Origin of the sequence: Micromonospora sp. NPDC049175, assembly GCF_043197345.1 — a bacterium.
Lineage (GTDB): Bacteria > Actinomycetota > Actinomycetes > Mycobacteriales > Micromonosporaceae > Micromonospora.
Window position 1 is genome coordinate 258,618 of the sequence record NZ_JBICSY010000005.1, and the last position, 23,738, is coordinate 282,355.

The 23,738-nt window shown below is 72.1% G+C and carries 19 protein-coding genes and 1 riboswitch; of the genes, 6 read left to right on the top strand and 13 right to left on the bottom strand.

The features are described from left to right. Window positions 1–86: 86 nt before the first annotated feature. From ACGFH8_RS21450 to ACGFH8_RS21480, 7 genes are read right to left on the bottom strand one after another with little or no spacing between them, the layout of a single operon-like run. Entirely contained in the window at window positions 87–2,312 is a 2,226-nt protein-coding gene (locus tag ACGFH8_RS21450) for an AAA family ATPase (RefSeq protein ID WP_393369667.1), read from the bottom strand. A gap of 36 nt (window positions 2,313–2,348) precedes the next feature. Further along, entirely contained in the window at window positions 2,349–2,864 is a 516-nt protein-coding gene (locus ACGFH8_RS21455) for a hypothetical protein (RefSeq protein ID WP_393369670.1), read from the bottom strand. A gap of 37 nt (window positions 2,865–2,901) precedes the next feature. Then, window positions 2,902–3,648: an ATP/GTP-binding protein gene (locus ACGFH8_RS21460; RefSeq protein ID WP_393369673.1), complete on the bottom strand. Its 747-nt coding sequence runs from the start codon at window positions 3,646–3,648 to the stop codon at window positions 2,902–2,904. After that, window positions 3,626–4,108 (bottom strand): DUF742 domain-containing protein, encoded by a 483-nt coding sequence (locus ACGFH8_RS21465; RefSeq protein WP_393369676.1) that lies wholly within the window; start codon window positions 4,106–4,108, stop codon window positions 3,626–3,628. Before ACGFH8_RS21465 ends, ACGFH8_RS21460 begins: the two co-directional genes overlap by 23 nt. Beyond that, window positions 4,105–4,578: a roadblock/LC7 domain-containing protein gene (locus tag ACGFH8_RS21470; RefSeq protein WP_355027544.1), complete on the bottom strand. Its 474-nt coding sequence runs from the start codon at window positions 4,576–4,578 to the stop codon at window positions 4,105–4,107. The genes ACGFH8_RS21465 and ACGFH8_RS21470 overlap by 4 nt, the downstream gene beginning before the upstream one ends. Then, window positions 4,575–7,145: a nitrate- and nitrite sensing domain-containing protein gene (locus ACGFH8_RS21475; protein ID WP_393369679.1), complete on the bottom strand. Its 2,571-nt coding sequence runs from the start codon at window positions 7,143–7,145 to the stop codon at window positions 4,575–4,577. Before ACGFH8_RS21475 ends, ACGFH8_RS21470 begins: the two co-directional genes overlap by 4 nt. Beyond that, window positions 7,132–8,310: a hypothetical protein gene (locus ACGFH8_RS21480; RefSeq protein ID WP_393369682.1), complete on the bottom strand. Its 1,179-nt coding sequence runs from the start codon at window positions 8,308–8,310 to the stop codon at window positions 7,132–7,134. Before ACGFH8_RS21480 ends, ACGFH8_RS21475 begins: the two co-directional genes overlap by 14 nt. A 373-nt stretch (window positions 8,311–8,683) precedes the next feature. Between ACGFH8_RS21480 and ACGFH8_RS21485 the strand changes: the two genes are divergently transcribed. Both ACGFH8_RS21485 and ACGFH8_RS21490 read left to right on the top strand, forming a co-directional pair. After that, entirely contained in the window at window positions 8,684–11,548 is a 2,865-nt protein-coding gene (locus tag ACGFH8_RS21485) for an alpha/beta fold hydrolase (RefSeq protein WP_393369685.1), read from the top strand. Continuing rightward, entirely contained in the window at window positions 11,548–12,414 is an 867-nt protein-coding gene (locus ACGFH8_RS21490; RefSeq protein ID WP_393369688.1) for an ABC transporter permease, read from the top strand. Before ACGFH8_RS21485 ends, ACGFH8_RS21490 begins: the two co-directional genes overlap by 1 nt. A gap of 9 nt (window positions 12,415–12,423) precedes the next feature. On the opposite strand, the gene ACGFH8_RS21495 is transcribed toward ACGFH8_RS21490, so the two are convergent. Continuing rightward, the gene (locus tag ACGFH8_RS21495; RefSeq protein WP_393369690.1) at window positions 12,424–13,146 is read right to left on the bottom strand and encodes a DUF4232 domain-containing protein; all 723 of its coding nucleotides are present in this window, start codon (window positions 13,144–13,146) and stop codon (window positions 12,424–12,426) included. Window positions 13,147–13,468: 322 nt separating this feature from the next. Beyond that, window positions 13,469–14,851: a plasmid pRiA4b ORF-3 family protein gene (locus ACGFH8_RS21500; RefSeq protein ID WP_393369693.1), complete on the bottom strand. Its 1,383-nt coding sequence runs from the start codon at window positions 14,849–14,851 to the stop codon at window positions 13,469–13,471. A gap of 737 nt (window positions 14,852–15,588) precedes the next feature. Between ACGFH8_RS21500 and ACGFH8_RS21505 the strand changes: the two genes are divergently transcribed. Then, window positions 15,589–16,044, top strand: a complete 456-nt coding sequence (locus tag ACGFH8_RS21505; RefSeq protein ID WP_393369696.1) for a DoxX family protein — start codon at window positions 15,589–15,591, stop codon at window positions 16,042–16,044. Between the two features lie 116 nt (window positions 16,045–16,160). Here the strand turns inward: ACGFH8_RS21505 and ACGFH8_RS21510 are convergent, their stop codons facing one another. The 3 genes from ACGFH8_RS21510 to ACGFH8_RS21520 form a co-directional block, all read right to left on the bottom strand. Then, entirely contained in the window at window positions 16,161–16,769 is a 609-nt protein-coding gene (locus ACGFH8_RS21510) for a hypothetical protein (protein ID WP_393369699.1), read from the bottom strand. Continuing rightward, the gene (locus ACGFH8_RS21515) at window positions 16,762–16,953 is read right to left on the bottom strand and encodes a type II toxin-antitoxin system HicA family toxin (RefSeq protein WP_357370574.1); all 192 of its coding nucleotides are present in this window, start codon (window positions 16,951–16,953) and stop codon (window positions 16,762–16,764) included. Before ACGFH8_RS21515 ends, ACGFH8_RS21510 begins: the two co-directional genes overlap by 8 nt. A 142-nt stretch (window positions 16,954–17,095) precedes the next feature. Continuing rightward, on the bottom strand, window positions 17,096–17,401 hold the full coding sequence (locus tag ACGFH8_RS21520; RefSeq protein ID WP_393369701.1) for an ArsR/SmtB family transcription factor: 306 nt from the start codon (window positions 17,399–17,401) through the stop codon (window positions 17,096–17,098). Window positions 17,402–17,492: 91 nt separating this feature from the next. On the opposite strand from ACGFH8_RS21520, the gene ACGFH8_RS21525 reads away from it, so the two are divergent. The 3 genes from ACGFH8_RS21525 to ACGFH8_RS21535 all read left to right on the top strand — a co-directional run bounded on the left by ACGFH8_RS21525 (window position 17,493) and on the right by ACGFH8_RS21535 (window position 21,409). Continuing rightward, window positions 17,493–18,461, top strand: coding sequence for a DMT family transporter (locus ACGFH8_RS21525; RefSeq protein WP_393369704.1), 969 nt, complete (start codon window positions 17,493–17,495; stop codon window positions 18,459–18,461). Between the two features lie 173 nt (window positions 18,462–18,634). Further along, window positions 18,635–18,770: riboswitch (SAM riboswitch) on the top strand. Window positions 18,771–18,780: 10 nt separating this feature from the next. After that, a complete protein-coding gene (gene thrC / locus ACGFH8_RS21530) occupies window positions 18,781–20,067 on the top strand; it encodes a threonine synthase (RefSeq protein ID WP_393369706.1) in 1,287 nt (428 codons plus the stop codon). A 322-nt stretch (window positions 20,068–20,389) separates the two neighbouring features. Then, entirely contained in the window at window positions 20,390–21,409 is a 1,020-nt protein-coding gene (locus ACGFH8_RS21535; RefSeq protein ID WP_393369709.1) for a GNAT family N-acetyltransferase, read from the top strand. An 8-nt stretch (window positions 21,410–21,417) separates the two neighbouring features. Here ACGFH8_RS21535 and ACGFH8_RS21540 read toward each other — a convergent pair whose 3' ends face one another. Next, a complete protein-coding gene (locus tag ACGFH8_RS21540) occupies window positions 21,418–23,610 on the bottom strand; it encodes a hypothetical protein (protein ID WP_393369712.1) in 2,193 nt (730 codons plus the stop codon). Between the last annotated feature and the right edge of the window lie 128 nt (window positions 23,611–23,738).

Genomic DNA, 23,738 nt, shown 5'->3' on the forward strand with positions numbered 1-23,738 from the left:
CCGCCTGACGTCCAGGTGGAGGACTCCACAGAGGAATGTGACGCCCTAATAACACTCCGGAGCCGCCAAAAGGTTGGGAACGGCGCTCAGTCCCGCCGGGCCGCGTACGCGGCAAGCGCCGCGACCTGGGTCGGGTCCAACGACGGGCGTACCCGGGCCCGTGCCGTCGCCACGTGCCCGGCGGTGACCGTGGCGGCGGCGAGTGACTCCCGCATCGCGGCCAGCGCCGCCTCCCGGACCAGCGCCGCGCAGTCCGCCGCGGAGAAGCCGGTCAGCTCGTCGCCGAGGGCCGCCAGGTCGACGTCAGGTGCCAGCGGCACCTGCCGGGACGCGGCTCGCAGGATCTCCGCGCGGGCCGGCCCGTCCGGCGGTGGCACGTAGACCAGCCGCTCCAACCGGCCCGGTCGCAGCAGCGCCGGGTCCACCAGGTCGGGCCGGTTGGTGGCACCGACCACCACCACGTTGCGCAACGTCTCCACCCCGTCCAGTTCGGTGAGCAGCGCGGCGACCACCCGGTCCGTGGTGCCCCCGTCGGTGGCCTGCCCGCGTACCGGCGCCAGGGCGTCCACCTCGTCCAGGAAGATCAGGGTGGGGGCCGCCTCCCGGGCCCGGCGGAACAGCTCGCGGACCGCGCGTTCGCTCTCACCGACCCACTTGGAGAGCAGTTCCGCACCCTTCACCGACAGCACGTTGGCCCGGCCCGAGCCGGCGAGCGCGGTGACCAGGTAGGTCTTGCCGCAGCCAGGTGGCCCGTAGAGCAGCACACCGCGCGGCGGCTGCACCCCGAGCCGGGCGAAGGTGTCCGGGTAGGTCAACGGCCACAGCACCGACTCGGTGAGCGTCTGCTTGACGTCGTCCAGGCCGCCCACGTCGTCGAGGGTCACCGACGCCAGATCCAGGGTCGAGGCGGCCATCGTGGTCGGCCGGACCACCTCCCGGGCGGCGGTGAAGTCGGCCATCGACACCGTCGGCGTCTCGGCGGACTTCTGCCGCAGCGCCGCGCGTACCCCGGCCTCCCGGACCAGCGCGGCCAGGTCCGCCGCGACGAACCCGGGGGTACGCACGGCCACCTCGTCCAACCGGACGTCGTCGGCCAGCGGCACCTGCCGGGTCAGCACGGTGAGCTGTTCGCGGCGCAACGCCTGGTCGGGAAGCGGGATGCTGATCCGCAGCGACAGCAGGTCCGGCGCGCGCAGCGCGGGGTCGACCGCCTCCGGCCGGCCGGTGGCGCAGACCACCGCGACACCGGCCCGGACGCACTCGGCGAGCACCTGACGGAACACCGTCGCCACCGGGCCGGGGCTTTCCGCCGGTGCGAGCGCCTCGACGTCGCTGACCAGCAGCACCGCCGGCCCGCCGGCTCGGGCCGCCGTCGCCGCGGCGCGTAACCGGTCGGCGGCGGCCTGGTTCGTCGACGCGGCCACCTCGGGCGCCCACAGCGGGTGTACGCGGGCACCCACCCGGGCGGCGACGGCCCGGACCAGCGCCGACTTTCCGGAGCCGGCCGGACCGACGAGCAACACCCCCAGCGAGATGGCGGTGCCCAGCCGGCCCAACACCTCCCGGTGGTGGAAGCCGAGGTCGAGCAGCTCGGTCAGCTCCTCGGCCTGGGTGCGCAGCCCGGGCAGCTCGTCCACGTCCGGGGTGTCGTCGGGCTGGTCCACCGCCGCTGCCGCGTCGTCCGTCCGGGCCGGCGGCGTCGACCCGGCGTCGACCGGGGCGGGCCCGCCGTGGGTGGCTGGGCCGTGCTCCCAGCCGATCACCGTGTCCATCGTGACAAGAGCGCCGGCGGCCGGCTCGACCGTGCGTACGGTGAGCAGAGTGCTGGTCCAGGCGAAGCCGACGGTGTTGGCGAGGCTGCGTCGAGCCGCCTCGACCAGGCTGCGCACCGAGGCGTCCGGCAGCACGTCCTGTGGCAGCAGCGACACGTCGTCGCCGCCGGTGAGCACCTTGCCCAGCAGGGCCAGCCGGAGCATCTCCGGGCTCACCGCCGCGACCACCTCCACCGGCCCGGCCAGGACGACCCGGCCCGCCGGCACCAGCGGCACGGGGCTGACCCGCACCTGAGCGCCGTCGCGCACACCCAGGTTGCCCAGGGTCAGGTCGTCGGCGTACAGCAGGGCGCTGCTCGCGCCCGGCCCGGCGGTCGCCACGATCCCCGCCGTCTCCCGGCGGCCGGTGAGCCGGACCGGGTCGCCGGGCCGCAGCCCCAGCGCGGTCAGCGCCTCCGGATGCAGTCGCACGATGCCCCGTCGGGCGTCCAGCGCGGCCGGCCGTAGGCTCGCCGTCAGGGTCAGGTCGGGTTGCGCCACCGCCCGACCGTAGCCGCCGCCGGCCAGCCCCGCCGGTCAGCGCCGCGGATCCAACTCGTCCAACAGCGACGGGTCCCGCCGGATCAGCTCGGCCAACCGGGCCGCCGGATCCGGGGTCAACCCGTCCGGGCCGGGCGCCCACTCGGGGACCGTCCGGCCGGACAGCGGCCAGGCCGGCGGGGGTTCCACAGGCGCCGCCGGGGGCACCGGCCCGACCGTGACGTCCGGTCCGTCCCAGGAGACCCGCATCGGGTACGTCTGCCCCTCGTGCTGCACCTGCACGGTCACCACCAGTCCGGGGTGGCCGCCGACGACCTGACGGACCGCCTCGGCCACCTCCTCGACCGGACCCCACCCGGCGGCCTCGCCCGGGGAGTCCGTCCCCGCGTGCCGGGGGTCGTGCCGTCCCGCCCCGCCGCCGCGAACCTCGTCCGGGCCGGGCCCGGGAAGGCCCGGCGGCGGCATGCTGTCGTCACGGTCGTTGGTCCGCCGGCGCCGCGCCTCCTCGCGCCGGGCCAGTCGGGCCAGCGTCTCGTCCAGGTCGCCCCTCACCAGATCACCTCTTCCCGCACGGCCGGAGCCGGTCGGCTCAGGCTTGCCTGTCCCGGGTGGCACGTTCCAGCGCGCGGTCCAGGACGACAAGCAGGGCGTCCCGCACCGAGAGCCGGTCCCGGGCGTCGAACTGCACGAGCGGCACGTTGTCACCGATGGCCAGCGCCCAGCGGATCTCGCCGAGTTCCAGGGCCAGCCGCCCGTCGAAGGCGTTGACCCCGACCACGAACGGCAGCCCGGCCCGTTCGAAGAAGTCGATCGCGGGGAAGCAGTCGTCCAGCCGGGCGCTGTCCACCACGACCAGCGCGCCGAGCGCCCCGCGGGCGAGGTCGTCCCACATGAAGCCGAACCGGGCCTGCCCCGGCGTGCCGAACAGGTAGAGCTTCAGACTGCGATCGATTGTCACGCAGCCGAAGTCCATCGCCACCGTCGTGGTGGTCTTCGTGGAGCGGACACCCGGATCGTCCACGCCGATCCCGGCGCTCGTCATCTCGGCCTCGGTGGTCAGGGGAGCGATCTCGGAGATCGCACCCACGGTGGTGGTCTTGCCCACCCCGAACCCACCGGCCACCAGGATCTTGACCGGGATCGGCGGTGCCGCCGGCTTACCGACCGGCGGCGAGGACGTCCCCGCGCCGGACGGCGGCTGGTACGGCGGTGGCGGCGGGCCGGCGCGTCCGACCGCCGGCCCGCTGCCCGGCGTGACGTAACGGGCGGCGGCGCTGTTTGCGGCGACCCCGCCGAGCGGGGCGACCGGCCATTCAGGAGATCGCACGAAGTCCATCAATCACTCGCAGGATGAGGTCGGGGTCGGCGGCGTCGTTGGTGTCGCTGACGTGCACGTCCAGGTGTCCGGCCGCCCGTAGGTCGCCGACCAGGACCCGCGTCACACCGAGATGCAGCCGGGCGCGGGCCGAGATCTCGGCGACCGAGATCGGTTCGGCGCAGAGCGCGATGATCGCCTGGGATTCCGGTGCCAGCAGGGCACCGTGCGGGCCGGTCGGCCAACCGCCGTCCGTACGCGCGGTCACCTGCGTCTCCAGCCCGATCGCCGGGTCGGCGCCCGCCACCCGTCCGGAGGTCAGCACGAACGGTCGGGGACCGGCCGGCCGACCGCCGTCCGGCTCCGGCGACGCCGGCGCCACCACCTCGGCCGCGTCGGTCGCAGAAGCCGTGTGCAGGTACGGGCGGATCCGGGTCCTCGGTTCCGGTTCCGGGTCCTCACCGGCGACGTCGGGGGTCACTGCTGAACGGCGTTCTTCAACTCGACGATCAGCCGCGGGGTCAGGGCGCCACCGGCCCGCCCGGCGAAGAGCGTCATCTCGTACGCGACGGTGCCCAGGTTGGCGGACCGGTCGGCGACCACCCCGAGCACGGAACCGCTGCTGATCGCGCTGATCAGCAGGTAGCCGTCGGCCATGTCGACGATCACCCGGTTCAAGCCGCCGAGCGCGTACCAACTGGCCGCCCCACCGGCGAGACTCGTCATCCCGGAGACGACCGCGGCCAACCGCTCCGCGTTGGACCGGTCCTTGATCGCCGACATGGCCATCAGCAGGCCGTCCGAGGAGACCGCGATCGCCTCCAGGACCCCGGCCGTGCCGGAGGTGAAGGAGTCCAGCAACCAGTTGAACGTACGGGCCTCCGGGCTGAGGTCCCCGCTGGCGCCGGACTGACTCTGGTCGACGTTGTCGTGCAGGAAGGGACTGGTCACCGTGATGATCCTTCTTCGTTCCGGCGGTCTGGGCCGACTTCGCGGAGAGCGCGGGCCACGCCCTCCTCGAACTCGCTGATGCGCTTGCGGACCTCGGCCGGGTCACCGAGGTGCGTACTGGGTGGCTGACAGGCCGGGACGACCGTGAGGTTCGCCCCCGGCACCCGTCGGCTCAGTCGGGGCCGACCCGGGGTGGCGTCGGACGGACCGGCGCCACCGGCCACCGTAGGGCCCCCGCCTCCGGGTGTGCTCGGGAGGTCGACGCCGTTGCGCTCGGCCCGGCGTACGCCGGCCTGGAACGCCTCGACAAGCGCCCGGGCGGCGGCGGGGTCCGCGCCGGTGGCGTCCACCGGCCGGGGTGGCGTGGCGGTGGCGTGCAGGCTGGCCCCGGGCACCCGCTGTCGGACCCGCGGTGTGCTCGGCGCGGCGGACGGTTCCGGCTCCTGGACCCGCGGGGTGCTCGGCGCGGCGGACGGTTCGGGCTCCTGGGGGCTCGCCACGGGCTGCTGCGGCGGCTGGCCGGGGCCGAACGCGTTCCAGGACGGGCTGGCCTCCAGGCTGCGGGTGGCCCGGTTGAGCAGGTCCGAGTCGAAGCGGCCCGGCTCGTCGACGGTCGGCGTGACGGACCGCGCGGCGCGCTCGGACGCGGCCACCGTACGCCTGTCCCGTTCCGGCACCGAGGCCCGGGCGACGGTGCTTCCGGCCGGGTCGGCGCGGCGCAGCACGAGTGACGTCGACGGGATCTCCAGGTGTGCCGTCACCCCACCGCCGGCGGTGGTGGCCAGGCCCACCTCCCAGCCGTGGCGGCGGGCCAACCGACCCACCACGAAGAGACCGAGCACCTCGGTCGGCGCCAGGTCGAGCCGTTCCCGGCGGGTGATCCGGGCGTTCTCCTCGGCCAGCCGTTGCTCGCCCATGCCGATGCCGTGGTCCACGACTGTGATCCGCGCGCCGACGCCGGACGGTTCGGCGGCCACCAGGACCCGGGTGTGCGGCGGTGAGAAGGCGGTGGCGTTCTCCATGAGTTCGGCGAGCGCCAGGATGAGGTCGCCGACGACAGCCGGCGCGGCCGAGATGCCCGCCGGCACCCGCACCTCCACCCGGGTGTAGTCCTCGATCTCACCGAGCGCCAACCGGACCACGTCGGCCAACGGCACCGGCGCGGTGTGGGCGTCGGCGCCGGCCGAACCGGAGAGCACCACCAGGCTGCCGGCGTTGCGCCGCAACCGGCTGGAGATGTGGTCGAGCCGGTACAGGTGCTCCAGCCGGCCCGGGTCGGCCTCCTGCTGCTCCAGCCGGTCGATGAGCGCGATCTGCCGACCCACCAGGTTCTGGGTACGCCGTCCGACGTGGCCGAACATCTGCGCCACGTTGCGTCGGCCGGCGACCTGCCGCTCGACCAGCCGCGCGGCGGTGCTCTGCACCCGGTCGAAGGCCCGGGCCAGGTCACCGATCTCGTCGTTGGCCCGGATGTCCACAGGTTCCAGCCGCACCGGCTGGGGGCTCTCGCCCTCGTCGTCGGTGACCCGGACCAGCTCCGCCTCGGCGACCCGGGCGACCCGGTCGGCCGAGCGGGTGAGTCGGGTCAGCGGTCGGGCCACCGTCCGCGCGACAGCCGCGCTGAGCAGCACCACCAACGCCAGGATCAGTGCCGCCGTGGCCCCGACCAGGTACGCGGCCGTCAGCGCGCGCCGCTGCTCGGCGGTCACCTCGGTGAGCACGTCAGCGACGAGCTTCTTCTCCACGAACTGACCGAGCCGGATCATCGTGCGGACGGCCGGGAAGAGTGCCTCCATCGGCACGTCGCGGACGGCGGTGGCCGGGTCGCGGGCGCTGCTGGCCAGGAAGTCCGAGCTGGTCCGCGCGGCCACGGCCGCGTCGTTGAGCTGGGCGACCATGAGCTGCTCGGGCGTGATCAGGCTGCGGAAGCGCTGGTTGTCGACCAGGAGCGCGGCGATGCACGCCACGTACCCGTTGATGGTGTCCGAGTTGCCGACCGCCTTGACCAGCAGGCTCAGGGTGGCGCAGGCGCCCAGCCCCTCGTCGGCGCGGAGCAGCCCGTCGAGGGCGAGCACCTGACGGCCCGGCAACGTGTCGGTGTCAACCCCGAACACCAGCCGCAACGAGTCGATCAACCCCTTGTTGACCGGGCCGAACGCATCCATCACCTGGCCCGGGTTCGCGACCCGGGCCAGCACGGACGTGCGCAGGTCGATGAGGCTGGACACCCCGTCCAGGGCGCGGTCGACGCGGTCGGTGAGCGCGCCGCTGCGTCCGGCCCGCAGGTCGGCCACCCGGTCGTCCACGTCGGCGGACTTGCGGACCACCTCGCCGCGCTCGACCCGGCCGAGCAGGAAACCGACCGAGAGGACGCGTTCCTGTTGCAGGTCCTGGACCAGGCTGCCGACCCGGCTGGCGAGCCGTACCCGCTCGGCGGTGTCGCTGGCCCGCTGCGCCGCGGCCACCCGGTCGAGCATCACGGGCACGGCCAGGCCGATCATGCTGAGCAGTGGGATCACCACGAGCAGCGCGAGCTTGCCGCGGATCCGGAGCCTACCGAGCAGCATCGAAGGCCCCCCACTGCGCGGGCTCCGAGTCGCGGGCCGCGCCGGCCGGTTGCAGCGCGCGTGGGTCGCTGGGCACCGGCTGCCAGGAGTCTGCCGGCGACGGGGTGTCGGCGTTCTCCGCGTGGTTCGCGGCCATCGTCGCCCGGCGCCGGGCCCGGCCACGGGCGGCCAGCAGCAGTGCGGCGAGCCAGCCCAGCAGCAGCAGGGCGAACGCCCCGGCCGCGCCGATCAGCCAGCGGTCCCGGTCGAACGCGTCGATGCGCTCGACGAGCAGGGCGTCCAGTTCGGCGAGGATGACCGGCTGGAGTTGGCGGGCCGCGCGGTGCGTGTTGAGCCCGGCGGCGCTCAACTGGCCGGGGTCCACCACGCTCGTGCCCTTGGCCGGGGTGGAGTACGCGGCAAGCGCCTCCACCGAGCGTTGATAGGTGTCGAGTGGGGTCAGCACGTTGGCGCCGAGGTCGGTGCTCTCCGAGCCGTCCACGGCGGAGCGCAGGTTGTCGACGAGGTCACCAGCGGGTGCCAGGGCGGCGACCCGCATCGCGGTCAGCTCCATCAGGCCGCGTGGTTGCTCGGCGGCCGGCCGTCGGGCGATGAGCGTGCCCAGGTCGGCGAGTCGGCCGGCGGCCACCACCGCCTCGGGCAGATCCTGGCCGGCGCTGTCCTGGAGGAAGAAGGAGTCGGCGACGGGATCGCGGACCAGCCCGGAACTCTCCCGAACCTTGCGGTGCAGCGCCAGCAGCAGGTCCGAGACCTCGCTGTACGACGTGTAGGCGGCCTCCGGGTCGGCAGGGCTGCGGCCGCGCAGAGCCTCCAGCTTGGCCCGTACCCCGGCCCAGCGTTCCTGGCTGAGCAGCTCGTCGCCGATGCGGGCGTCCAGCGCGGCGGCCTCCTCGACCGCCCGGTTCAGCGGGTCACCGGACACCTGCCGATTGCCGATCGCGGCGGACTGGGCCTCCACCAGGGCGTCGGTGACCGAGCCCAGCGCGGTGAGGTACTGCACGCCGAGTCGCTCCCGGACGGCCAGGTTCCGGTCGTCGGTGGTCTGCCGCCAGGCGGACGTGACGAGCAGACCCACGGGTGCCAGTAGTGCCCCGATGAGCAGCAACGGCAGCAGTCGGCCCAGGGTGGACGGACGTCGACGGGCCCGCGGCGCGGGGACTGTCATGGTGGTGTCTCCTCCGGCATGGGGCGCGGATCGGCGCGGCGTCGGGCGGCCCGACAAGTCCCGTGCACCGGACCGGAAAACTAACCGACCCCCCTGCTGGTGAGGCCGAGGTGGACGAGTCAGGTTCGCGTCACTTCGAGCAATGTCACCATTCGCCGCGTTCTCGACACGCTCTGTTTCGTCAGTGGGTGTGACATGGAGGGATCCAGGCGGATATCCGTTAAAGATCGGAATTCACGGGATCCGAACTCAACCCACTGGGCCGCGCCGGACATGGCGCGCTCGCTGCCGCCCGCGCACCGATCGGGGCAACCGGACGGACGTACGGCGGATCTCAGCCAACGCTCAGGCTGCGGGCCGTAGCGTGTGCCGCATGACAACGCCGTCGCCGGCCGCGTGGTTCCGGCGTGCCCTGCCCACCCGCCGCCGCACGATCGCCGCAGCGGCGGCCGTCGTGCTGGTGGCTGCCGCCGTGACCTGGGTGGTGTGGCCACAGGGACCGGGCGTACGCAGCACGAGCGAGATGCTCACCGTCCGCTCCGGACCGTCCGACGACCAGCCGGTGGACCTGGACACGACCTTCTACCTGCCCGCCGACGCCTCGTCCGGTCGGAAGGTCCCGGCGGTGCTGTTGGCACACGGGTTCGGCGGCACGAAGGAGTCGGTGCGCTCCGACGCGGAGGAGTTCGCCGGGCGCGGCTACGCGGTGCTCACCTGGACCGCGCGGGGTTTCGGCCACAGTGGCGGCGAGATCCACCTGGACAACCCGGACTACGAGGTGCGCGACGCGTCCCGGCTGCTGGACTGGCTGGCCGCCCGGCCGGAGGTTCGCACCGACGCCGCGGGTGACCCGAAGGTCGGTGTGGTCGGCGGCTCGTACGGCGGTGGGTTGGCGCTGCTGCTCGCCGCGCAGGACCAGCGGGTCGACGCGATCGTCCCCATGATCACCTGGAACGACCTGTCCCGCGCCTTCCTGCCGGAGAGCACCGGCGGGGCACCGACCGAGGGTGTGTTCAAGAAGGGCTGGGCCGGTCTCTTCTTCGGCGGCGGCGGCAACGTGGGCTCCGGCCCGGCGGGGCTCACCGGCGGCACCGCCGCCCAGCCGCAGGGCGCACCGGCGTCGGCCGGCCCGCCCAGCCCGGGGCCGGGCGCCGGTCCGGGCACCGGTCCCGGTGGTGCCCCGGCCGGCGCGGCCGACCCGTCCTGCGGCCGGTTCGCGGCCGACGTGTGCGCCGCGTACCTGCGGATCGCCACCACCGGGCGGGCCGACCAGGCGGCCGTGGATCTGCTGCGCCGGTCCAGCCCGGCCGGCGTCCTGGACCGGATCAAGGCGCCCACCCTGCTGGTGCAGGGCGAGGCCGACACGCTGTTTCCCCTCGGTGAGGCGGACGCGAACGCGAAGGGCATCGCCGCCACCGGGACCCCGGTGCGGGTCGCCTGGTTCACCGGCGGGCACGACGGTGGCAGTGGACCCCGCTCGGATGAGGACCGGGTGAAGTTCCTGACCGTCCAGTGGCTGGACCACTACGTCAAGGGCGAGGGCGACGCGCCCGGTGACGACTTCACCTGGTCGCGGATCGCCGGGTTCGACGCGCTCGACCGGGGTCTGGTCGCCACCGGATTCCGCCGCGCGGACTATCCCGGCCTGACCGGCAACGCCCGCCGGGAGGTCACGGTCGCCGGACCGGCCCAGCCGATCGCGAACCCGCCGAACGGCAACCCGGCCGCCATCTCCTCGGTCCCGTTCGCCGGTGGGCTCACCTCACTGCTGGACGGCGTGGCAGGTGACGTGCCCGGCCAACACGCCCGGTTCGAGTCGACACCGCTGACCGAGGCGGTGGACGTGGCAGGTGCGCCCACCGTCACCCTGCGGGCCGCGTCGCCGACCGGTACGGCGGTGCTCTTCGTCAAGCTCTACGACGTCGACCCCGACGGCGCGGCGACCCTGCCGAACGGGCTGGTCGCCCCGATCCGACTCACCGGCCTGCCGCAACGCGTGCAGGACGCCAACCCGGTCACCGTGACGCTGCCCGGGATCGTCCGCCGGGTGGAGGCCGGGCACCGGCTGCGACTGGTGGTGGCCACCTCGGACCAGTCGTACACCACGCCCGCCGAACCGACCGTCTACACCGTGTCGGCGGACGGCGCGGTCACCCTGCCCACTGTCGACGGCGCGCCGATCCCCACCGCCGCGACGCTCTGGCGCTGGGTGCTCGCCGGTCTGCTCGCCGCCATCGTGATCGGGCTCGTCGTGGTCGTCGCCGTGCTCCGCCGCCGGCATCGCCGCCAGGACCGGTCGGTGCATCCGGAGTACGCGGACACGCCGTTGGCCGTGCGCGCGTTGCGCAAGGAGTACGCGGACGGCTTCGTGGCGGTGTCGAACGTCGACTTCGAGGTGCACCCCGGTCAGGTGGTCGGTCTGCTCGGACCCAACGGCGCCGGCAAGACCACCACCCTGCGGGTGCTGATGGGGTTGACCCAACCGACCGCCGGAGAGATCTACGTCTTCGGTCGCCGGCTGGTGCCCGGCTCGCCGGTGCTGTCCCGGATCGGCGCGCTCGTCGAGGGGCCCGGCTTCCTGCCGCACCTGTCCGGGTTGGAGAACCTGAGGGCGTACTGGCGGGCCACCGGCCGGCCGTGGGAGGACGCCCAGTTCGACGCGGCCCTGGAGATCGCCGGTCTGGGTGACTCCGTGCAGCGGAAGATCAAGAACTACAGCCACGGTATGCGCCAGCGCCTCGCCATCGCCCAGGCCATGCTCGGCCTACCCGAGCTGTTGGTGTTGGACGAGCCGACCGACGGGCTCGACCCGCCGCAGATCGCCGAGATGCGCCGGGTGCTCCAGCGCTACGCCACGGACGGTCGGGCGGTGCTGGTCTCCAGCCACCTGTTGGCCGAGGTGGAGCAGACCTGCACCCACGCGGTGGTGGTGAACAAGGGCCGGATCGTGGCGTCCGGGCCGGTGGAGGAGATCGTGGGCGAGTCGCCGAGTGTGCTGTTCGACGTCACCGACCCGGTGGCGGCGCGGGCGGTGCTGGACCGGCTGCACGGGGTGCGGGTGCTGCCGGAGAGCGACGGCCAGTTGGTCGTCGACACGAACGGCACGGCCCGCAGCGAGGTGGTGGCCGAGCTGGTACGCGCCGGCATCGGGGTGGACCGGGTGGTGCCGCGGCGCCGCCTGGAGGACGCGTTCCTCGCCCTGGTGGGCGACAACTCTCGGGGAAGCGGTGACCGGTGATGGTTGTTTCCGACGCGGGTGCGGCCCAGGGCTATCGGCCGTCGGCCACCATGCCGTTCGCGGCGGAGTTCCGTCGACAGGCGTCCCGGCGGCGGACCCAGCTGGCGCTCGGGTTCATGGTGCTGCTGCCGCTGATCATCCTGATCGCGTTCCAGTTCAACTCCGGTGGCGACGACGACAACGGCAACAACGAGTTCGCCAGTCTTGTCGACCTGGCCACCTCCGGCGGCCTCAACTTCACCCTCTTCTCGATCTTCGTGTCGGCGTCGTTCCTGCTGGTGGTGGTCGTCGCGCTGTTCTGTGGCGACACGGTGGCAAGTGAGGCGAGCTGGGGCAGCCTGCGGTACCTGCTGGCGATTCCGGTGCCCCGGGCCCGGTTGTTGACGGTGAAGCTGGTGGTCGCGCTCGCGTACTCGGGGCTGGCTCTTGTGCTGTTGGCCGGCACCGCGCTGCTGGCCGGCACCCTGCGCTACGGCTGGTCGCCGCTGCGCAGCACGGTCGCCGCGGAGCTGGAACCCACCGAGGGGCTGCTCCGGCTGCTGGCGGTGCTCGGCTACCTGGCGGTCGTACTCCTGGTGGTGGCCGGGCTGGCGTTCCTGCTGTCGGTGACCACGGACGCCGCGCTCGGCGCGGTCGGCGGCGCGGTGTTGCTCTGGATCCTGTCCAGCATCCTGGACCAGATCACCGCCCTGGGCGCCCTGCGGGACTTCCTGCCCACCCACTTCAGCACCGCCTGGCTGGGGCTGCTCTCGACCCCGGTGCAGACCGACGACGTGGTGCGCGGCTGCATCTCGGCGATCGGTTACGCGACGCTGTTCTGGGGGCTGGCGTTCTGGCGCTTCACCCGCAAGGACATCACGTCGTAGCGGCGGGGCTCACAGCCGGCTGTCGGGTGGGCTCACCGACGACGGCACCGCGCTGGGCACCGGCGGCGGGGCCGGCCGGTCCGGCACCGGCGCGGCCGGGTCGGCCTTCTTCCAGGCGCTGACGCCGATCCGGCCGGTGTTGCCCAGGTCGATCGGCCCGTCCGGATCGACCTCTTCGCCCGGCTGCCCGGCCGCGGGCGCCACCGTCAGGTACTCGCCGTTGGTGGCCACCACCGTCGAGTCGGTGACCAGGTTGCGCCAGAGCACCACGGCCGTGGCCCGCTCGTCGGGGGCGAGAGTGATCTGCCGGGGCGGTTGGTCGAAGCCCGAGGTGATCTCCCTGCCGCCGTTGACCACGCGCAGCAGGACCGGCTCGTGCTTGTCGTCGAACACGTGCAGCACCGGGTACCCGTTGAGCTGGTACGGGCGGTCGCCGCAGTTGACCAACTCCAGGCCGAGGGCGCGTAGGCCCATCGCGGCGTCCCCACCGGTCGAGCGGATCCGGACACCGGAGGCCGGGCAGTCGGCCAGCGGGCCGGTGCTCGGCGACGGGCTCGGCGCGGCGGGCGGCGGCGGGCCCGGAGGGTCCCCGCCCTGGCCCCGGTGGTCGCCAGGGGTGCAGCCGCCGAGTAGGAGAGCCGCGGCGACCGCTGTGCTGGCCCGTCGCCGTGCTGCTGTGCTGGCCCGTCGCCGTGCTGCTGTGCTGGCCCGTCGCCGTGCTGCCATGATCATTCGCCGATCCTCGCCCATGTGGGCGTCCCACCGCAGCCCGGCCCCCTCGCAGCTCTGCCTCGCGCCGGCCTGCCGTCCCCTGACTGGGGCCCTGTAGAGCTGCCCCAGATTCGGGGCGGCGTCGCTGCCTTGCCGGCGGGCGGGCCCCCTGGTGCGCCGATGGAGCTGAATCGTTTGTGCCATCGCGTGCCCCCGTCGCCAACGGCCAGGATCATGTCCAGGTTGTAGACCTTGACCTCAACGCGGGGCCTGCCGGCCACCATCGGCGCGAACTACCAACTCAGAGTTGATAGTTGCCACGGTCACTCTCCATCAGGATCAGTCACCCTCTGCCCCCTTCGCTGAGGGCTTGGGTGATCTCGGTGGCATCGAACCGGGCGGGCTGAAAATCGGCGGCCGAGGTCAGCCCGAGCCAGTCCAGCCGGTCGCCGTGTTCGGGGTGGCCGGGATCGCTCAGCACATCGACAAGCTCGGCATAGCCCCAGACACCGCCGCAGTCTTCCGGCGGGGCCGCCCGCCACCCGCCGGTGCAGCGTGGGTACGTGATGGGCTGGCGAGGCAACACCTTCTCCACGACGATGTCGTGTGCCCAGTCGTCGCCAAAGTCGTACGTGTATGTGAACCGGTCACCGACGCCGGACGCGACCTGTTCCAGGGTCACCGGGGCTTCGGCGCGATAGCCCAGATCCCGGTCGGCGACCCCGAAGTCGCCGTACGCGGTCTCGAAGACGTGCAGGTGGGAGTCGTGCCATCCGAAGGCCACCTGGATGGTGTGGTGCAGGTCGGCCAGGCTGGTGTCGGCGGGCAGTTCCAGACGCCGCCAGATCGGCGGCTTCGCCCCCCGCAGACCGACCTTGAGCTGGTAGACGGGCGCGGCTGGGCCAGACCTCTTCCGTTTCGCCGGCAGCTTCCGCCCGCCGGTACGTCGACCTGGGCGGGCTTGGATCTGCGGTCCATGCCCGGCGAACTGGGTCATCATCTCCAGCAGGTCGAGGGTGGGTTGACGGGTGTCGGCGTCGTGCTCGGCCGGTGGGCGTGTCGGCTCGGGTAGCGTGCGGATCCGGGCTCGCAGCAGCTCCGCCAGCATGTGGTAGCCCGGCCCGTCCTCGTCGGCGAATTCGTCGTCGAACTCCGCGGGGTCACGTTCCTGGTCGTGGTCCGCGCGGGCGTCGAGGGCCCGTTCGACCTGCCACCGAAACTCGGCCGGGTCCAACAACTCCTCGGCGACCGTCAGGCCGGCACGGTTGCCGTTCTGCTGGATGGTGCTGACAACCTCGTTCATGGCGTCGGCGGGAAAGAACACGATGTCGGCCGCCGCGTCACAGTCGAGGTGGTCGACGTGGACGACGAACCCGTACGAGCGTCCGGCCCGCTCGAAGTCGCAGACGAGCATGGACGCGCTGCCAACCGGGTCGGCGAATCGTCGACCTGGGCCGACCCGCACAGGCTGACGCAGCTCGCTGGCCCAACTCGGCGCTGGCACGCCCGCGTCCACCAGACGCTGGGCGGCAGCCGCAGCGGCGGTGCTCGGCCGGACGGCGTCGATCGCGAGCAGCACCGCGAGCGCTTCCGGCGTAGCGATGTCGGCGACGGCCGGCAGCATGTCCCCGTTGAGCGCCTCGGTGAAGCCTTCGCCGGCCAGGTCACCGGCGGACAGGAACGTCGCGGCAACCAACTCGGCCTCGACGGGATCCTCCGCCTTCACCAGGTCGGCACCCTCGGCAACCAGGTCGTCAATGAAGTGCTGCGGATCAAAGTCAGCATCTGAACACGCCGGGCACTCACACTGAATCACGTCGGCGGGTCGGACGCGACGCACGACCTGCTGGCCGGAGCGGGCGGACCTGGCGCGCTTACGACGGCGGCTGTCAGGACTCATCCGAACATGTTTCCACGGCTGCGGGGTCGGCTTCACACAACGCGCCCGGGGTGGTCGGTCCCCCAGGGTGCAGCGCGCGCCGGTCGGCCGGCCGCCCGCCCGCCCGACCGCCCGACCGCCCGGCGATCATGAGGTTATCGCTGTTCATCTCGGCGTGTCGCAGCTATAACCTCATGATCGACGGGCGGAGTGTGAGGATCCGGGCACGAGCCGTCCGTTTTGGCCCCGCGCTTGGGCGGGCGTGCCGCAGGAGGTCGGTCTAGTGATGATCGACTCGGGTTTCTGGAGGCCGGGGCATTCCGGCGCGTGCCCAAGGGTGCCCGTTGAGCAGGCCGTACCCACAGTATGGGAGCGTGCCCACGGCGGTCGTTGCGGTTTGGATTTGGTTGTATCCGCAGCTCAGGGGCTATGACTGTCCGCCTGCGGCGCTGCCGGCGCTCGACGCTGGGCTGTGGACACCGGTACATTCCGACCGGGGACTTTCCCACTAGCAAGGAATTTATCAGCTTCGATAGTTTCATGCCTCACATTGAAGAGATCCGGATCCTTCGATGGAGGTTGTGATGAACGTTTCTCGGCTCGGCGGGCCGACCCTGTCCCTGTTCCGCACCGTGGTCGGCCTGCTGTTCACGTTGCACGGTCTGACCTCGGTCTTCGGGTTGTTCGGTGGCAACCCGATGACCGGTACGGCAATACCCCCTGGCACCTGGCCGGGCTGGTGGGCCGCGCTGATCCAGCTGATCTGCGGCACCCTGGTGCTGGCCGGGCTCTTCACCCGACCCGCTGCTCTTCTCGCGTCCGGCTCGATGGCGTACGCCTACTTCGTGGTGCATCAGCCGGATGACCTGCTGCCGCTGCACAACGGGGGTGAGCTGTCGGCCCTCTTCTGCTGGTCGTTCCTGCTGGTCGCGGCCCTCGGCCCGGGTTCCTGGGCGCTCGACGCGCTGCTCGCCCGTCGCCGCGACGTTCGGCCCGCGCCCGCGGTGCCGGCGACAGAGCCCAGCTCGATGGTCATCTGACCGCACCCGTACCGCGCGTCGCCGGAGCCTCGACGAGGCGGCTCCGGCGACGCGCCCGGTCCGGGTTGCGGGGCTGAAAATCTTGCGGACTCGATGCGCTGCCGACCATTGGCCGTTCAGCTGGCCAGCAAGGCCGGTGCCGGCGAGCCCACGGGGCGTTGGCGCATGACCTCCGCGATCGTCGTTCCGCCTGAGAGCCCGAGGTCCCCCAGCGGTCTGGCGGCAGCATCGAGATCCTCGGCGTTGGTGAGATGGAACGACCAGAGCAGCTCGTCAGCTACGTTGCAGACCACCACCGCCGCGTCGCCGGAGGGATGGAGCTGAGCGGAGATGTCGTGCAGTGTGTCCGAGGGCACTGCAGCGATGAAAAGGACCTCGCCCGTCCTGGTGCGTGGCGACGAAAGCAACTGCTCCCGCTGCTCTGCCACGGTGAGAGCAGCACGTAGGCGCTGTGCGGTGGCAGAACGCTCAGTCCGGTGCCCGTCCTGACTCTGGCGGATGATGTAACTCGTGCCATCCGAGTCGTACACGTCCTCCACGTGGAAACGAATCTGTGCTGGCAGTGGGACATCGGCGAAGCGGAGGATTTCCGGCAGGTCTGCGCGCAGTTGAAGCAGGCTGCTGCGCCCGCCCACCAGCCCCGTTATCTGAGGGCTGTGGAAGGTCCAGTCCTCGTCATCCGTGTTCGGGCTGATCACGATCAGATCGATGACGTTTTCACGCACTCTTCAGCACCTCCCTGGCTTCCTCGGGGGTGAGCCCGACCTGTTGTACCAGTATGACGCCGACCGCGCGTGGCGAGACCGTGGATTTGTCGTGGAAGGCAAAGGTGATCGGCGGGCGGCCGTTGGCAACGAGGCGGCGGTGAGAGCCGGACTGCCGTTCGACCCGGTAGCCGAGCTCGCCCATGAGCAATCTCAACAAGGCTCTCGCCTTCAACGATGGCCACTGGCTCCCCATGCACAGCAGTTTTCTCCATACGAGCGTGTCTCACCCGTACCGACACTGACCGTTTGGTGATGCTGTACCCAGCGCACGCACCGCTTGTCCGTCAGGCCGAGGTGTGCGTGCTGAGCACCGCGTCCAGGAGGCCGGGGTAGAGGCGGTCCAGCTCGTCGCGGCGGAGCCGGACCAGGCGGCTGGTGCCGGCGGCCCGGGTGCGGGTCAGGCCGGCCTCGCGCAGCACTTTCAGGTGGTGGCTGCGGGTCGCCTTGGAGACGCCGAAGTCGAAGCTGCCGCAGGTCGCCTCGCCATCTTCGGCAAGCGCCCGCACGATCTTCAGCCGCACGTCGTCGGCGAGTGCGGCCAGCACGGTGGTCACCGGTACGTCGGTCAGGTCGGGTTCGTGCGGCTCCATGTGACCAGTGTAACCCTTGTTCGACAACTATCGAACAAGCCCCTATGGTCGGTGTCGTTGGTTCGACGATACTCGAACATTGGAGCTGACGATGCGATCCCGTGCCGCCGCCTATCCGCTGCTCGCCGTACTCGGTTGGGGCGTGATGTTCCCGGTCCTGGCCAGTGCGCTGACCCGGGTCGACCCCCTCAACCTGACCACCGCCCGTTACCTGCTCGCGAGCCTCATTCTGGTCGCGATCCTGCTGCTCCGCGAAGGTGCCGGCGCGCTGCGGCACGGCGGCCGGACCGGCGAGATCGTGCTGCTCGGCGTGGTCGGCTTCGCCGGCTTCAACGTGCTCACCAACCTGGCGCTCGAACACGCCGCCCCGCAGCAGATCGCTCTCTTCGTTGCCACCACCCCGCTGATCACCCAGTTGGTCCGGTGGGCCCGGGACGGCGTACGGCCGAAGCCGCTCCTGTTGGCCCTCTCCCTGGTGGCGCTCCTCGGAGTCGGCCTGGTGATCACCCGCGGGAGCCTGGCCGGGCTCGGCCAGTTCGGTCTCGGTGGGCTGATGATGATCGGAGCGGTGCTCGGCTGGGGCATCTACACGCACGGTGCCAGCCGGTTCGGCGACTGGTCACCGCTGCGCTTCACCACCCTGACCGCCCTCGCCGGCACGGCGGCCATGCTGGCCGCGAGCATCGGCGCGGACGCCGTCGGCTGGCAGCACGCGCCGGCCGCCGCCGACCTCGCGGCGGTCACCCCGCAGTTGGCGTACGCCGTGGTCGTCGGCGCGGTCATCGCGGTCCTGGCCTGGAACACAGGTGTGCAGCGGCTCGGCGCCGCCAACGCCGCGCTGTTCATGAACCTGGTCCCGGTCACCACCTTCGCGGTGCAGATCGTCCGCGGCTACCGGCCGGAGCCCATCGAGCTGGTCGGAGCCGCCATCACGATCGGTGCGCTGGTCGCCGCGAACCTCGCCACCCGGGCCCGGATCCGGCCTTCGTCGCCGCCGCAGTCGAGCGCGATCACGGACCGGATAGCGGTGGTCGATCCGGTCGCGGTGAGCGCCCGCTGACCCACCCGCCGGCGCCCCGGGCCCAGCTGGCCCTGCTTGCCGCCCTCGGCGCCGTGGCGATCTACCTCGGGAAGCGCCGCCGCCGGTAACTGGCTGAGTTGTTCGGCTCACAGCGTGGGATCCGCGGTGGAGGCGGCGGACATAGTTGCCTAGACTCGACAGCACAACTGCATACCTCATCCAGAGGGGCTGAGGGATACGGCCCGACGACGCCCCGGCAACCACCCCGCGCGCTCACCGCTGAGCGACCCGCGGGGCAGGTGCCAATTCCGTCCCTGCCGCACCGTGCGATGTGGGGAAAGATGAGAGGACTCTCGACATGACGTCGACGCTCGCCGCCTCCGGCATCGACACCTCCGCCAGCCCCGCCCGCGCCCTGGTCTGTCGCGCCTGCTCGGCCCGTTACCCGCTCGTCGCCCAGCACGCCTGCTACGAGTGTTTCGGCCCGCTGGAGGTCGACTACGACACCGCCGCCCTGGCCACCGTCACCCGCGAGCAGATCGAGGCCGGCCCGGAAAACATCTGGCGCTACGCCGCACTGCTCCCCGCCGGTCAGGACCCGGCCAGCCGGGTCACCCTCGACCCGGGGCTGACCCCGCTGGTGGCGGCCCCGCGCCTCGCCGCCGAGCTGGGCATCACCGCGCCGTTGTGGGTCAAGGACGACAGCGGCAACCCGACCCACTCGTTCAAGGACCGGGTCGTCTCGGTGGCGCTCACCGCCGCGAAGGCGCTCGGTTTCACCCGGTTCGCCTGCGCGTCGACCGGCAACCTGGCCAACTCGGTGGCCGCGCACGCCGCCCGCGCCGGGGTGCCCTCGGTGGTCTTCATCCCCAGTGACCTCGAGCAGGGCAAGGTCATCACCACCGCCGTCTACGGTGGCGAACTGGTCGCCATCGACGGCTCGTACGACGACGTCAACCGGCTCTGCGGCGAACTGGTGGAGACCGACGAGTTCGAGGACACCGCGTTCGTCAACGTGAACGTCCGGCCGTACTACGCGGAGGGCTCCAAGACCCTCGGCTACGAGGTGGCCGAACAACTCGGCTGGCGCATCCCGGCGCAGGTGGTCATCCCGATGGCCAGTGGCGAGCTGCTCACCAAGATCGACAAGGCGTTCTCCGAGTTGGTGGAGATCGGCCTGGTCCAGGCGCCGGCCGGCGGCTGGAAGGTCTTCGGCGCCCAGTCTGCCGGCTGCAACCCGATCGCCACCGCGTTGCACGCCGACACCGACACGATCATCCCGGTCAAGCCCACCGGCATCGCCAAGTCGCTGAACATCGGCGACCCGGCCGCCGGCGTCTACGCCCTGGAAGCGGTCCGCCGCACCGGAGGCTGGATGGAGTACGCCGACGACGACGAGATCCGCGCCGGCATCCGCGACCTGGCCCGCACCACAGGCGTCTTCGCCGAGACCGCAGGCGGGGTGACCGTCGCGGTGCTCCGCAAGCTCGTCGAATCCGGCCGGCTCGACCCGACCGCGGAGACCGTCGTCTTCAACACCGGCGAGGGCCTGAAGACGGTCGACGCGGTCGCCGGCCAGGTCGGACCGACCCACCACATCAAGCCCTCGCTGCGCGCCGCCCGCGACGCAGGTCTCCTAGGCTGACCCGCCCGCGACCCGCTCACCGGCCGGCCCGTGCTGGGTTGGCTTGATGGAGGGGGTGGGGGTCGTCCGGAAGGGGGAGCGAGTGGATCAGTCGTGTAACTGGGATTTCGCTGTGAGTGTGGAAAACCCACCCCCGCGGACTTGACGGCAGGAACCGGACGGCGCAAGATGCTCCGTGCGGGAGGGCATTTCGCCGAAGACTTTTGAAGTTCTTACGACCCAACGCCGGAGGCGTTGTGCGAGTGCCCCTCCCGACCACGTTCGATCGGGCCAGCGATTAATCGCTGGCCCGATCGCTTTCCCGAGGCGCAGGCTCAGCGGCATGAGCATCACGATCGCGTCGTTCGACGGCACCGACCGAACCGCCGTCGACGAGGCGTACCTGATCGGTGCGGCGGCAAAAGACGTCGATCTGCCGGACCTGCCGCCCTTCTGCCGGCGACGCTTCGACGCGTTCTTCCACACACCGATGCCCGGTACCGAGTCGCTCTGGGCGCTGGCCCGGCTCGACGGGGTGCCGGCCGGTTTCCTCCAGGTCGACCTGCCGTACCTCGACAACCCCGACAACGCCGGCGCCGAGCTGACGGTGCATCCGGAGTTGCGGCGGCGGGGCGTCGGTCGGGCGTTGCACGAGTACGGGGTGCGCCTGCTCCGCGAGCGCGGCCGTAAGCGGGTGGTCGCGATGGCCGTCTCCGCGCTGCCCGGCGGGCCGGCCCGAAGCGGGGCGGGCGACGCATTCGCCGCCGCCACCGGCGCCCAGCGGGCCCTCGCCGAGGTGCGCCGCCGGCTCGATGTCGAGGAGATCGACCGGCTCGCGTTGCGGGCGGCGCTGGCCGAGGCCCAGCCGCGGGCCGAGGGCTACCGGTCGGTCTGCTGGCAGGGGGCGACCCCGCAGGAGTACGTCGCGGACATCGCCTACCTGGACGGCCGGCTGTTCACGGACGCGCCCATGGGGGACGTGCAGTGGGAACCGGAGCAGGTGGACGCCGAGCGCATCCGTGGCAACGAACGGGCGTTGGACGCCCGGGGCCGGCGGTGTTACCACCTCGGGATGCGTCATGAGGCGACCGGTCGACTTGTCGCCTGGACCCTGCTGGACGTGGGCGCCTCCGCCGACTGGCACGCGTACCAGCAGATCACCATCGTCGACCCGGATCACCGTGGGCACCGGCTCGGCCTCATCGCCAAGGCCGAGAACCTGCACCACCTGCTCACCCACGAGCCGGCGGTCCGCGTGATCGACACCTGGAACGCGACCAGCAACAGCTACATGGTGGCGATCAACGAGCTGCTCGGCTTCCGCCCGGTGGACGCCTGGACCGACTGGCAGCTCACGCTCTGATCCGGCGTTCACCCATCCGGCCGTTCCCAGCGCTCGACCAGCTCGCGGATCGCGGCCTGGAAGTCGTCGTCCGGCGTGAACCGGTGGCCCCGCACCGGAGGGGGCACGGTGTCCGTCGGTGGAATGAGGAGTCCCGACGGATCCCGCACCCGACGGTCGACGCGGGCGGCCGGGTCGTCGGATCCGTCGACGAGCGGGACGAACACCGGTCCGCCCACCGCGTCGGTATACCGCCACAGGTTGATCCACCGCCAGGTCAACCGGTTGCCGACCTCGCGCAACATCTCGTCGCTGACGTACGCCGGGAAGATCCGCCGGTACCGGTTTCCGAGCGGGGCGCCGTAGGTGAGCAGGGCCACCCGCCGGCGGCAGTGCTCGGGGAGTTGGAGGACCGTCGCCGCCGCGAGCACGCTGCCGTGACTCTGCCCGGAGAGCACCACCGCGTTGCCGTCGGCGGTGAGCTGCCCGATCCGGCGGGTCAGCTCCGGGACCGCCCGCTCGACGTAGCACGGCGGGGCGAGCGGGTGCGCGGTACGCGGCCAGAAGGTGGCCAGCTCCCAGAGCACCCCGACCAGCCGGATCGCGCCGGATCGGTAGGCGACGAGTCCCATCACCGCGAGGACCGCGGCGAACAGTCCGATCAGCAGGGCGCCCAGGTCGGTCACGAAGATCACCGGACGGGCCAGCGGCTCACCGCCGAGTCGGAGTGCGAGCGCACCCGGGCCGGGACCGATCACCGAGAGCCCGGCCGCCGCCAGGGTGAGCAGTGCCAACACCACGTACGCGCCGGCCAGCAGTGGCCCGAGCCGATCCGTCAGTCGAGCACGCACGATCGCGTCGCGGACGGCCCGGACCCGTTCGGGGGCAGCCCGTGAGGCTTCCGGGTAGTCCCGCCGGACCACGTTTTCGGCCTCCCGGCGGCGACGATTCCGGCCGACCCGGGGTATGAGCAGGGCCGTCATGAGCACCAGGAGCGTTGCGAGGGTGAAGCCGAGGGTCACCCAGCGGTAGGCGATCGGTGGCGACAACGGTGGCGCACCAGGCGGCAGAGGCCGTGCCGGCGTCGGGCTGGAACCACGGTCCAGATACTCGGCGAGCCCGTAGGTCAGGCCCGAGTCGTAGGCGACGGCCAACCCGATCGCGACGGTGATCAGCACCGGCGCGCCCAGCCCGGCCAGCAGGAAGAGAGGCCGGGGGAGGGAACGGCGCTGCACCGCGACCACCAGGCCGAGCATCGCGAGCAGCACCACCTGCCCGGCGAACAGCCCGGCGACCAGTGTCCCGTACCCCGGCAACATCCCTTCGGCCTCCCACGGCGGCCGTGGCAGCGACGCGTACCCCATGGTCAGTGCGGTGAGCGCAACGGCCAACCAGCGGATCGTCGGCGTACTCCGCTGGTCCTGCTCTCCGCGCCGCTCAATCGCCGGCCGACAGAGCAGTACCAACGCGCCGCCGAGCAGCGCCACGTCCGCGGCCAGCAGCAGCCAGCCGGGCAGGGTGGCGTCGTGCGGCGCCAGAGCCAGCAGCAGAGTGAGGTCGAGCGTGCCCAGCGCCACCGCGACGTGAATCAAGCGCAGTCGGCGCAGCAGCGCGCGGGTGTTCCAGAAGGCGGGCGCGTCGAGTCGGTCGGCGCCCACCCCGGGCGGGTGGTCGCTGTTCTCGGGAAGCTGCCAGGTCCGGGCACCGAGCCGCCAGATCAGGACGATCGCGATGATCGGCGGCACGGTCAGCAGTGCGAGCCGCTGACCTGGCGGCACGTCACCCAGCCAGGAAACCTCCCGCCGCCCCTCCAGGCACCTCGGGTAGGCCGCGCACTGCCACGCGATCAGGTCGAGGGACACCCCGACGGTGGAGAGCACGTACATCGCGGTCATCGTCGCGGCCAGCAGCCGGCACAGCGCCCGCGCGACGTGGCCGCCCCGGCCGGTGACCGGCAGCATCCAGACCGCGATGTTGCTGAGCATGAACGGCAGGAGCAGGACCAGGGAGAACGTACGGGTGGCGGTACCGCCGGTCAGCCGACTCCAGCGGTACGCCTCGAGCGTCACCCCGGTGCTGTCCGTGGGGGCACCGTAACCGGGCCGCGGCCGGTAGAAGCCGGCGTTGTCGTCTCCCGCGACCCGCGCGACGATCGGTCGGTCGAGGAGCGCCTCCGGTCCCTTGTTGGCGACCCCGTGCACCCGGATCTCGGTGATCCTCACCCGCCGCCCTCTCCTGGCCGGCTTTCCCGGCCGGAGGCCCGCGGTTACCCGCTGCCGACCCGAACAACCCCGCTGTCGGGCATTCGCGCTACTGCTCGCGGACCTGACTCGGGCATGAGTCGCTGTCG